General features: G+C 73.5%; 6 protein-coding genes. 2 read left to right on the top strand and 4 right to left on the bottom strand.

The window, feature by feature from the left end; translation table 11 throughout:
* Both ABCR83_RS31165 and ABCR83_RS31160 read left to right on the top strand, forming a co-directional pair.
* A partial coding sequence (locus ABCR83_RS31165; RefSeq protein WP_462698610.1) for a KR domain-containing protein occupies window positions 1–2567 on the top strand: 2567 nt, incomplete at its 5' end.
* A 532-nt stretch (window positions 2568–3099) separates the two neighbouring features.
* Window positions 3100–6015, top strand: a complete 2916-nt coding sequence (locus ABCR83_RS31160; RefSeq protein ID WP_462698609.1) for a helix-turn-helix transcriptional regulator — start codon at window positions 3100–3102, stop codon at window positions 6013–6015.
* A gap of 18 nt (window positions 6016–6033) precedes the next feature.
* Here the strand turns inward: ABCR83_RS31160 and ABCR83_RS31155 are convergent, their stop codons facing one another.
* The 4 genes from ABCR83_RS31155 to ABCR83_RS31140 form a co-directional block, all read right to left on the bottom strand.
* Complete coding sequence (locus ABCR83_RS31155) at window positions 6034–7470, bottom strand: FAD-dependent oxidoreductase (RefSeq protein WP_462698608.1); 1437 nt, start codon at window positions 7468–7470, stop codon at window positions 6034–6036.
* Complete coding sequence (locus tag ABCR83_RS31150; protein ID WP_462698607.1) at window positions 7467–7892, bottom strand: nuclear transport factor 2 family protein; 426 nt, start codon at window positions 7890–7892, stop codon at window positions 7467–7469. The genes ABCR83_RS31155 and ABCR83_RS31150 overlap by 4 nt, the downstream gene beginning before the upstream one ends.
* Window positions 7893–7931: 39 nt before the next feature.
* Window positions 7932–8366 carry a nuclear transport factor 2 family protein gene (locus tag ABCR83_RS31145; RefSeq protein ID WP_462698606.1) on the bottom strand — a complete coding sequence of 145 codons (435 nt, stop codon included), beginning with the start codon at window positions 8364–8366 and terminating at the stop codon, window positions 7932–7934.
* The coding region (locus tag ABCR83_RS31140; RefSeq protein ID WP_462698605.1) for an SDR family NAD(P)-dependent oxidoreductase at window positions 8363–12111 on the bottom strand (3749 nt) is incomplete at its 5' end. The genes ABCR83_RS31145 and ABCR83_RS31140, both read right to left, overlap by 4 nt.

The raw sequence follows: 12111 nt of genomic DNA, 5'->3' as shown, positions 1-12111 counted from the left end.
CCACCCCTGGTTACTGGGTCCGTCAGATCCGCCAGCCCGTCCGCTTCCACCCTGCCGTCAGCCACCTCGCCGACCAGGCCGGGGTTTATCTGGAGCTCGGCCCCGACCCGGTGCTGACCTCCGCCGTCCAGCAGACGCTCGACCAGGTGGACGGCGCGCCCGACCCGATCGCAGTCGCCGCGCTGTCCCACCAGCAGCCGGATGTCCCGGCGTTCACCCAGGCAGTGGCCCGGTTGTACTCGGCAGGGGCGGCGGCTGTGGACTGGGCCGCCTGGTTCCCGGCGGATCCGGAGCCGCGCCTGGTCGGGCTGCCCACCTATGCGTTTGAGCGGCGGCGCTTCTGGCTGGCGGATGTGGCATCGCCCGAAGCCGCGCCCACGGCGGCCGACGAGGAGGATCGCCGGTTCTGGACTGCCGTGGAAGGCGCCGACCTGGGGACGCTGTCGGACACGCTCCACCTGGGCGGGGACGACGACCGCCGGGCGGCCCTCGGCACGCTGCTGCCCGTGCTCGGCGCCTGGCGGCGCGAGCGGCGCGACCGTGCCGCCGTGGACTCCTGGCGGTACCACGTCGGCTGGCGGCGCGTCACCCCGTCCGACGGCGCCCCCGACGGCTCCTGGCTCGTCGTCGTACCCGCCCGCGGCGCGGACGGCTGGGCCGAGGCCTGCATCCGCGTGCTGGAGTCGGGTGGTGCGCGCCTGCGCCAACTGACTGTCGATACGGGCCCGGACCGGGCCGCGCTCACCGCACTGCTGCGTTCGGCACCTGAGAACTCGTCGCCTGAGAACGGCTCGCCGGCTGAAAGCGATGAGCCGTTCACCGGCGTGCTGTCCCTGCTGGCGCTGGACGATGAGCCATCCACGTCCCACCGGGGGGTTGCCGCCGGAACCGTCGGCACCCTCACCCTGGTGCAGGCGCTGGCGGACAGCGGCCTCGACGCGGCCCTGTGGTGCGCCACCAGGGGTGCCGTGTCGGCGGATGAGGGCGACCCGCTGGAGTCGCCCGCGCAGGCGCAGGTGTGGGGCCTGGGCCGGGTGGCCGCGCTGGAGCACCCGGCGCTGTGGGGTGGCCTGGTGGACCTCCCGGCGAACCCGGACGACCTGGACGCGGGGCGGCTGCTTGCCGTCCTGACGGGCCGGGGCGGCGATGACCAGGTGGCACTGCGCCCCGCCGGGGTGTTCGCCTGCCGCCTGGTGCCGGATCCGGTCGACGGACGCGCCCCGGGCGGCGAGTGGCGGCCCGAGGATGTCGTGCTTGTCACCGGCGACGGCGTCGGCGGCCTCGTCGGGTATGTGGCACGGTGGCTCGCCACCCGGGGCGCCGGGCAGGTGGTGCTGCTCGACCCCGCGGGTCCCGGCGCGCCCGGAGCCGTCGGCCTCAAGGGGGAACTGGCCGAACTGGGCGCCGAGTTGACGGTCGTGGCATGCGCGCCGACCGACCCGGAGGTGGCCGAGCGGGTCGCCGGAGCGCTGGGGGACAGGGCGATCGGGACAGTGGTGCACACCTCCCCGCCCGGTGGGCTCGCCCCGCTGGCCGAGACCACACCCGAGCGGCTCGCGGAGGCAGTGTCGGCCGCGACGGCCCTCGGCGGGTTCGGGGGCATGGAGGCGATGGGCGCCGACGGCACCATCGTGTTCTTCTCGTCCGTCGCCGCCATCCTCGGCAGCAGGGACTACGGTGCCCACGCCGCCGCCGACGCGCACCTGGACGCGCTGGCACAACGACTCAGGGCGGAGGGGCGGAACGCGGTGTCCGTGGGCTGGGGGGTCTGGAGCCTGCCGGACGACAGCGAGCGGAACCGCGTCCTCGCCGGACAGTCGCGGCGGCAGGGCCTGCCGCCCCTCGATCCCCGTCTGGCGCTGACCGCGCTGGAACGGGCGCTCCGCGACGGCGACCCCCATGTGGTGGTCGCCGACATCGAATGGGAGCGCCTTGTGCCGCTGTTCACCCTGGCCCGCGGCACCGGGCTGTTCGACGCGGTCCCCGCGGCACGCCAACTCCTGGACGCCCTGCGGGAACCCGAGAACGGCGGGCGGTCCGCCGCCCTGCGGCAGGAGCTGGCCACGCTGCCCGAACGCGAACGGACCGCCCTGGCACTGGACTTGGTCCGCACCCAGGTGGCCGCCGTGCTGCGGCACGCGTCCGCGGACGAGGTGGACCCGCGGCGCCCGTTCAAGGATCTCGGGTTCGACTCCATCCTGGCGGTCGAGCTGCGGAACCGGCTACGCGTCGCCACCGGGCTGCGGCTGTCTGCCACGGCCGTCTTCGACCACCCGACGCCGCAGGCGCTGGGAGCCCATGTGCGGGCGAGGATCCTCCCGGACGACGCGTCGGCCGCGCTGCCCGCGTCCGGTCATCTGGACGGCCTGGAAGGGGCCCTCGCCGGCCTCGCCGCGGACGACCCCGGGCGGGCGGCCCTCACCAACCGGCTGCGGGCGCTGCTGTGGAAGTACGCATCCACGGACGAGCCGCCGACGGCGGAAGGGGAGCCGGAGACGGCGGACTTCACCACGGCGACGGCCGACGAGATGTTCGCGTTGATCGACCGGGAGTGGGGTGGCTCGTGACCAACTCTCCGCCGGCTGCCCCACCGGCCGAGGTTTTACCAACGGTGCGCTCAACTTTCACCAACGGTACAACGATGAAATGCTTGTGTTACGTCAAAAATTCAGAATAAGATCTAGCGCCACTCGAAGATCGCTCCGTAAATCGGATTGCCGCATCGAGGATGGGAATCGCTGGCGCAATGCTTGGAAGCGGAGGTTCCAGTTCGCCCGGGCGGCGGGATGGAGGAAGCCGTCGTGGATGTGGTCACGGCGTTTCCGTTCCAACGACCTTCGGGCGAAGCAGGCAGTGCCGCCGGGCCGCGGGTCCGGCCACCACACGAAGACGGGTCGGTGGCCCGCGTGCGGACGTCCGTACGCGCCGCGGACCGGCGGCGGTGCTCTGACACCGCTCCCGGAGGCAGTGGTCCGCGAGGCCGCTGCCGCGGGGATCCCGCGTCCTTGACCCGGAGCCTCCCGCGCCGTTCCGGCCCGTCGAGGCGCGCCGGGGCAAGCATCGGGCGGGCACGCGGTGAGTGAGATGAGGGTGCCGCTCATGGCCACACACTCCACCCCGGTGCAGCGCACCGGAAGCGGATTACCGGGACCCGCCGAGCCATCCGGCGCGGACGAGGACGAACCCGGCTCCACCGGCCCGTTCGGTGTGCTCGAATGCGCCGGTCTCGTGGAACGGAACGAGGAGATGGCCGCCCTGGACAGCGCGTTCGCCGGTCGCCCGCCCGTCGGCAGCCGCGTCGTGGTGATCAGCGGGGGAGTGGCCACCGGCAAGACCGCCCTGCTGCGCGCCTTCGGTGAGCGGGTCGTCGAGTCCGGCGCCGCGTTTCTCAGCGCGGTCGCCTCCCGTGCCGAACGCAACCTACCGCTCGGCGTGCTCGAACAGCTGCTCCAGAGCCCGGGGTTGCCCCGCGCCGGTGCCGAGGACGCCACCCGGTGGCCGGCCGACGCGGGCGAGTCGGGCGCCGTCCTGGGCGAACCCGGATCCGGCGGTACCGGGCCCGTCACCTCTCCCGTTCTGCGCGGCTTCCGGGAGATACTGCGCGACCTGGTCGCACGCGGGCCCGTGGTCATCGGCGTCGACGACGCCCACCACGCGGACGAGGCATCGCTGCAGTGCCTGCTGTACCTGATGCGGCGGCTGCGCTCCCCCCGGCTCCGCCTCGTATTCTGCGAATCCACCCACCACAAGGCGTCCAACGCCCTGCTCCGGAGCGAGTTCCTGCGTGAACCGTTCCTCCGCTATGTCCGCCTCGCCCCCCTGACAAAGACCGGCGTGGCCGACATGCTCTCCCGGCACCTCGGCGTGGACGTCCAGACGGTGCACGACCTCACGCCTGCCTTTCACGAGATGAGCGCCGGATACCCGCTGCTTCTGCAGGCGCTCATCGACGACTACCTGGCCCACCCGCCCGCAGCCCCCGGCGAACTCGCCGCGGGCGAAACGTTCAGCCGGGCGGTGCTGAGCTATCTCTACCGCCATGAGCCCCCCGTCATGGTGGTCGCCCGCGCCGTCGCCGTCATGGGCAGGGCCGCCCCACGACCGCTGCTGGCCAGGCTCCTCGACATGGACACCGCATCGATCTGCCAGGTCGTCAACCTGCTTGCCCTCGCCGAGGTCCTGGAGGACGGCCGCTTCCGCCACGAGGCGTTCCGCACCGCCGTCCTCGACAGCATCCCCGTCAGCGAACGAGGAGCTCTGCACGCCCGCGTCGCCGACCTGCTCCACAACGAGGGCGAGGCCGCCACCGAGGTGGCGGCCCACCTCGTCGCCGCCGACCAGGTGGCGGCCCCCTGGGTCGTCCCGATCCTGGAGGAGGCCGCCGAGCAGGCACTGTCCGGCGACGATGTGAACACCAGCATCCGCTACCTGCGCGCCGCCCACCAGCTGTGCGACGACGAACGGCAGCGGCAGACGATCGTGTCCGCGTTGGCCGACGCCGAATGGCGCGTCGACCCGTCCCAAGTACTGCGGCGCCTCCACGAGTTCGGCACGGCCGACCGTGAGGGGCCGGGCGACCGCTCCGGGGCGTCCCCGCCCGTGACCTACCTGCTGTGGCACGGGCGCGTCGGCGAGGCCTTCGGCGCCATCGACTCCCTGACCCGCGGCCGGGACGGCGCCGGCGGCACCCGGGCCGGGACCGCCATGGATCTGGACACGCCCCGGCTGTGGGGTGCCTACCTGTATCCCGGGTGCTTCAAGCAACAGCCCGGTACCGACGCACCGACGGCGATGAACCCCCAACTCCAGGGCACCGATGTGCTCGTCGCCGAGCTCGTCCACGGCAGGCGGAACAACGCCCTCGGCGCCGCCGGGGCCATCCTGCGGCGGTACCACCTGGGCCACCGGACGTTCGCACCCCTGGCGACCGCACTCGCCGTCCTGACCTACAACGACAGGCTCGACGAAGCGGCGGCCTGGTGCGACTCCCTGCTGTCCGAAGCGGTCGCCCGGCGCAGCCCCACCTGGCACGCCATGTTCGCGGCCGAACGCGCCCTGATCCACCTGCGGCAGGGCAACCTCATCGCGGCCGAGCGGCAGGCCGACTCGGCGCTGTGCCTCATCCCCCCGAAGAGCTGGGGTGCCGCGGTCGGGCTGCCACTCGCCGTCATGGTGCTGGCCAAGACCGCCCTGGGGGATGTGGAGCGCGCGGCCGCGTTCCTCGACATCGCCGTGCCCGAGGCCATGTTCCAGACCCGGACGGGCCTGCACTACCTGTACGCGCGCGGTCGGCATTATCTGGCCACCGACTGCGCCCATATCGCCCTGTGCGACTTCTACGCCTGTGGCAAGCTCATGGGCGACTGGGGCATCGACCTGCCCGAGGTGGAGCCGTGGCGGCTCGGCGCCGCCGAGGCGTACCTGGCGATGGGCGATCCGGACAAGGCGAGGCGGCTCGCGGACGAGCAGCTGGCGCTCCTCGCGCCCGGCCACATCAGGACCCGCGGGATGTCCCTGCGCTCCCAGGCGGCCACCCGCGACGTCAAGTCCCGTGCGCCACTGCTGCGGGAGGCCGCCGACACGCTCTCCAGGTGCGGCGACCGCTTCGAACTCGCCCAGGTCCTCGCCGACCAGAGCCGCGCCTGCCAGCTGCTCGGCGACGACGAACGCGCCCGCGCACTGGCCCGCAAGGCCCATGGCCTGGCCCGCGAGTGCGGCATCAGGACCCCGGACCAGATCCCGGCGTTCGAGAACACCGACCGCGGCCACACCGAGCCGGGCCATGACACATCCCCCGGCCACCCCGCCACCGAACTGAGCGATGCACAGCGCAGGGTCGCGGCGCTGGCCGCGGAGGGATTCACCAACCGGGAGATCTCCCGCAAGCTGTACATCACGGTCAGCACTGTCGAGCAACACCTGACCAAGATCTACCGCAAGCTGAACGTCACCCGTATCGACCTCCAGGCGGCCCTGCAACACCACAACCTGCAGCGCCGGAACATGGAGTCGTAGCCGTGGCCCGCAGGGACCTCACGGCACCGCCGGCACCGTTCCCGACAGGTCCAGGCCCACCAGGGCCAGCTCCTCCGGACGCAGCGGCGGGCCGGTCAGTTCCGGCTGATCCGGATCCGTCCGCAGCAGGGACAGAAAGCGGTTGGAGCCCAGCTCCGACTGTGGCGCGTTCAGGCTCATCACATCGTTGACCACCGCGCACACCCGCGCCGCCCGGGTCGACTTCGCGGTGATGGCGTCCGCGAACCGGATGCGCTGCTCCGTGTCCTGACCGGTCAGCCGCGGATCCTCGACCCGGGTGCGGCAGTTGACGGTGTCGATGTCCTTGGACGCGGCCAGGATCCAGGGATCGTCCACGACCGCGCCCAGCGCACGCTGCGCCGCCCGGGTGGCACCGGGGCCGAACCCTTCGTGGGCCAGCCGCTGTTCCAGCGCCGCGGCGCAGCGTGCGGCCGCGCTCATGCCATGGCCGTAGATCGGGTTGAAGGCGGTCAGCGAGTCGCCGACGACCAGCAGACCCTCGGGCCAGGCCGCCACCCGCTCCGGGTACAGCCGCCGGTTCGCGCCGGAACGGGAGCCGAACACCGGGGTGAGCGGCTTGGCGTCGCGCAGCAGATCGGCGATGAGCGGGTGCCGCAGGTTGCGCGCGAACGGCAGGAACTCGTCCTCGGCCGTGGGCAGTTCCGCCCCCCGTGTGCAGGACAGCGTGACGATCCAGCGCCCGCCCTCGATGGGATACACCACCCCGAAGCGCCCGGGCTCGCCGACCCGGTGGTCCGCGGCGATGTTGACGGCGGGGAACCGGCTCGTCGCCCCGGGCGGCGCCTGGAAGATCGTGGTGGCGTAGGCGACGCCCGCGTCCACCACGTCCTCCTCGGGCGCGGGCGCACCCAGCGCCGCCAGCCACTGCTTGAGCCGGGAGCCGCGCCCGGTGGCGTCCACCACCAGGTCGGCGTCCAGCGCTGTCAGGGCGCCGCTGTCCAGGTCCCGCAGCACGGTCCCGGTGACCCGGCCGGCGCCGCCGGACAGCTCGGTGACCTCGGTGCGCTGCAGGACCGTGATCCGTGTCTCGCGCAGCACCTGGCCGCGCACCACCCAGTCCAGCAGCGGGCGGCCGGCCAGCAGCGCGTACTGGGACGCGGGAAAGCGATGCTGCCAGCCCTGCGTCGTCAGGGTCACCAGGTCCTCGGGGAAGCCGATCCGGCGGGCGCCCGCACCGATCAGCCGGTCCGTGGTGCCGGGCAGCAGCTCCTCGATGATGCGGGCGCCGTTGGACCACAGCAGGTGGGCGTGGCGCCCCTGGGGGACGCCCCTGCGATGCTCGGGACCGTCGGGCAGCGCATCGCGCTCCACCACGGTGACGGCGTCCAGGTGCCGGGACAGGACATGGGCGGCCAGCAGGCCGGCCATGCTGGCGCCCAGGACGATCGCGTGTACGGGTCGGGTCGTGGTCACGCTCGGGCCCCTTCGGGATGTGCCGCCTCGGCGGGCTCCGCCGGAACGTCGTCCATGGTCACGTCGGTCACACCCCAGAACGCCCGGACCCGGTGGCCGAGGCCGTCCTCGCCGAGTTCCACGATGCCGACGATGCTGAAGGTCATCGGCCGGGGACGCCGCACGGTGACCGTGGTCGGTGTCACCACGAAGCGGTCGTCCATCGACGTCACCGGTGGCCCCGGTGTCTCGTGGGTGCCGCACTCCACGGCGAGTTCGAGGTGTCGGCGGAGGTCGTCCTTGCCCATCATCGGCGGCCGCCCCACCGGGTCTTCGAAGACGACGTCATCCGCGAACAGGTCGAGGACGCCGTCGATGTCGCCCGCGTTGATGCGGCGCGCGTACTCCAGCGCCATCCGCTTGCGGGACGCCTCGTCGGGCATGCGTACCTCCAGATCGGTCCGGCGGGCCCGGGTGCCGGGTCAGCCGATGACTTCGAGATCGGATTTCCCCCAGAACGCCCGCAACTCCTGGATGAGGCCCGCCTTGTCGATGCGTATGACCAGCATCGATGTGCGCCTGAGGCGGGTGCTCGCGGGCTGCGCCGGGGCCGTCAGCCAGCCGTGCGCGGCAAACGCCGGACCGGCGGGCAGATAGTCCATTTCGGCGGTGACGGGCAGCAGCACATGTGCGCCGTCCTGCCCGGCCACGGGTTCGCCCGCCACCTCCCGGATGCGCGCGGCCACGGCCGCCTTCCAGTGCGCGCGCACCGCGTCGGGCCCGGTCAGCGGGGTGTGCCCGACGGGGTTCTCCAGCGTCGCGCGGTCCCCGTACAGCTCCATCAGCCCGTCGACGTCCCCCGCGTTCAGGAGGCCGCTGTGTTCCAACGCGAGCCGCTTGCGGCCCAGTTCGTTCATCGGCGTTCCCCTCCGAGCCCTCGGGCGGGCTGTCCGTTGCCGCTGCCATGGCCCACGCTCCTGCCGAGGTCCCGGTCGATGAACGCGAAGATCTCCTCGGCCGTGGCGTCCTGGATCCTGGTGGCCACCGTGCTGTCGTCCGCCGCCGCGCCGTCGGGCTCGCCGAGCCGGGACAGCGTGGTCCGCAGGCGCCGCGCCAGCACCACACGCGACGGGCCGTCCGCGGGCATCGTCAGCAGCGAGCGCTCCAGCCGCTCGAACTCCTTGAGCAACGGTTCGAGCGGATCGGCCTCCTGCGGGGACAGCTCCGTGAGCAAGTACCCGGCCAGCTCCTGCGGGTTGGCGTGGTCGAACACAAAGGTGACGGGCAGCCGCAGCCCGGTGGCGGCCGCGAGCCGGTTGCGCAGCTCGACGGCGGTCAGCGAGTCGAAGCCCAACTCCCGCAGCCCCTGCGCGGCGTTCACCGGTGTGCCGGAGTCATGGCCGAGCACCGCGGCCGCGTGCGCGCACACCAGATCGACCAGGGTCCGTTCCCGTTCGGCCTCGGACATGGCGCTCAGCGAGGTGGCCAGAGCGTTCGGGCCGGCGCCCGACGGCTGCCCGGAACGGGCCCCGCGCACCAGGCTCCGCAGCAGCGCGGGCGTCTCGTTGGCGCGGGCCTGGCGCCGCATCCCGGCCAGGTCGAGACGGACCGGCGCCAGCAGCGGAAGCCCGCTGTCGAGAGCCGTGTCCAGCAGGGCCAGGCCCTGTTCGGCGGTGAGTCCCACGACGCCGGCGCGGGTGTGCCGGGCCCGGTCGGCGTCGGTGAGCCGCCCCGACATGCCGTTCGGCAGATCCCAGTAACCCCAGGCCAGGGAGGTGGCCGGCGCCCCGTGTGCGTAACGGCGCTGGGCGAGCGCGTCCAGATAGGCGTTGGCCGCCGTGTAACTGCCCTGCCCCGGGCCGCCGAGCAGGCCGACCACCGAGGAGAACAGCACGAATACCGCCAGGTCCTGATCCAGCGTCAGGTCGTGCAGGTGCGTGGCCGCATCGGCCTTGACGCGCAGCACCCGCTCCATCTGGTTCGCCGTCAGGTTCTGGACCATGGCGTCGTCCACCACACCGGCGGAGTGCACCACACCGGTGAGCGGATGCTCCTCCGGCACGGACTCCAGCAGGGCGGCCACGGCGGCACGGTCGCCGATGTCGCACGCGGTGACCGTGACCTGGGCGCCGAGCCCGGTGAGCTCCTCGGCCAGATCGGCGGCCCCCGGCGCGGCAGCGCCCTGCCTGCCCACGAGCAGCACGTTCCTGACCCCGTATCGGGTGATCAGATGCCGGGCGGCCAGGGCGCCGAGGGCGCCGGTGCCGCCGGTGACGAGGACCGTGCCGTCCGGATCGAGCGGAACGGGCAGGGTGAGGACGGTCCGGCAGGCGTTACCGTCCGCCCCGTCCCGCTCCTGCTCACGGAACGCCTCGGGCGCCTGGCGTACGTCCCACACGGTGACCGGCGGCGGCCCGACCCGGCCGTCCTCGAACAACGCGGAGAGCCCGGTGAGCAACCGGTGAACGGTGTCGGGGCCGAGGACGGCCGGGTCGAACGGTTCCGCCGCGACCTCGCCACCCAGTAGGGAAGCGACCTCGTCCGCCGAGAACATCCCCCCGTCCGTGAGTGCGGCGTACCCGGCGAGGAACGCGCTCGGCGCCCCCGCCGCCTGGGCGTACGACCACCCCTCCGGAACCGCCACGAGCAGCCGCCGGTCGGTCACGGCCGTCGACCCGACCCCGTCGAACAGCCCCATCACCCGGTCGCCGGGGGCCGGCCCCGCGACGGACGGCCCCACCTCGACCACGACACCCGCCCCACCCACGGCCTTCCCGGCACCGGGCCCGCCTGCCAGGGCCGACGCATCGGGCGCCGCGGCCCGCAGCGCCACCCGCACTTCACCCGCCTCCAGAGGCCGCGAGGGCGCGCCCACGAGCGCGAGGCGGTCGGGACCCGCACCGCCGTCGAACGCCAGCCGCCAGGACGACGACCCGACCGGCGGGGCCAGCCGCCCGGCCGCGTCATCGTGGACGAGCCGGGGGACGTACATCCTGCCGCCCCGCAGTGCCGCCTCGGACTCACCCGAGGCCAGCGCCCCGGGCACCGCCCGCAGTGAGGCGTCCCGCCCGTCGGTGTCGAGCAGCACCAGCCGACCCGGATGCTCGGCCTGGGCGCTGCGCGTCAGCCCCCACCGGGCCGCGCCCGCCAGGTCGCGCACGTCGTCGCACGCCCGCGTGGCCACCGCCTCCCGGGTGACCACGGCCAGCCGGGCCGCTTCCAGGGCCGGATCGGCCAGCCAGTCCTTGAGCAGGCCGAGCAGCGTCACGCTCGCCGCCCGTGCGTCACCCGCCGGATCCCCGGCCGCCTCCCCGCCCGCGAAGACGGCGAGAACGACGTCCGGCACCGGCTTCCCGGCCGCCACGGCCGTGCTCAGCGCGGCGACATCGGTGTACCCGGACGCATCCGGCAGCACCCGCGACAGGGCCACGGCCATTGCGTCCCCCTCCGGGGCCAGGATGACGGTCCGGCCGACCGGCACCGCATCGGCGGCCGTGTCCAATGGCGACCAGGCGAGCCGGAATAGCGAGTCCCGATCCGTTCGCCGCACCCGCGCGAACTGGTCCACCGGCACCGGTCGCACCGTCAGCGCCGCCAGCGTCACCACGGGCGTGCCCGCGGCGTCGGCGGCGGCCAGGGCGAGCTGGTCGTCACCGGTCCGCGAGATCCGTACCCGCATGGCCCCGGAGCCCGGCACATGGAGCCGCAGACCGCTCCAGGAGAACGGCAACAGCACCTGGTCCAGGTCGGCGGACGAGGTGACCGCGTCCAGGATCAGCGCATGCAGGGCCGCGTCGAGCAGCACCGGGTGCAGCCCGTAGTCGGCCGCCCGGCCGCTCTCCTGCTCCGGCAGCGCCACCTCGGCGTAGATGTCGTCCCCGAGCCGCCATGCCGAGACCAGCCCCTGCGAGGACGGCCCGAACTCGTAACCGTGGTCGGCCAGTTCCTGGTACGGATCCCGCACGGTGACGGCAGTGGCACCGGGCGGTGGCCAGGCCCCGCTCCAGGCGGTCACCGGGGCCACCTCCGGATCGTCGGGCGAGCCGGATGCCAGTGTGCCGGTGGCGTGCCGTGTCCATGCGGCCTCCGCACCGCCGGCTTCATCGCCGGCAACGGGCCGGGAGTGCACGGCCACCGAGCGCCGCCCGGCCGCGTCGGCCGCGCCCACCACGACCTGCAGCGCCACCGCTCCGGGACCGTCCCCGAAAGCCAGGGGCGTATGCAGGGTGAGGTCCGCCACCTGATCACAGCCGGTCCTGACCGCCGCCTGCAACGCCAGTTCCACGAATGCCGAACCGGGCAGCAGCACGGTCCCCATCACCTGGTGCTCGGCCAGCCAGGCATGGTCCCGGTGGGAGACCCGGCCGATCAGCAGCTGGGTGTTCCCGTCCGCCGGCTCCACGGCCGCGCCCAGCAGCGGATGCCGGGCCGACGCGAGCCCGAGCCCCGCCGGGCTCCCGGCCAACTGCCTCGGGCCGTCCAGCCAATACCGTTCGCGCTGGAACGCATACGTCGGCAGCTCCACCACCCGGGGCAACGGCACGGCCGGGAACCACGCCGTCCAGTCGACTTCAACTCCGGCGGTGAAGGCGGTGGCCAGGGCGTGGGCGAGTTGGGTGCGGTCGTCCTGGTCGCGGCGGAGGGTGGGGACGACGGTGGCGG

Source organism: Streptomyces xingningensis (assembly GCF_054957865.1).
This window is presented reverse-complemented; position numbering and strand designations above follow the sequence as displayed.

Coding starts and splice junctions, on each gene's coding strand:
- ABCR83_RS31160 (WP_462698609.1), top strand. CDS start 3,100: ATGGCCACACACTCCACCCCGGTGCAGCGCACCGGAAGCGGATTACCG.
- ABCR83_RS31150 (WP_462698607.1), bottom strand. CDS start 7,892: ATGCCCGACGAGGCGTCCCGCAAGCGGATGGCGCTGGAGTACGCGCGC.
- ABCR83_RS31145 (WP_462698606.1), bottom strand. CDS start 8,366: ATGAACGAACTGGGCCGCAAGCGGCTCGCGTTGGAACACAGCGGCCTC.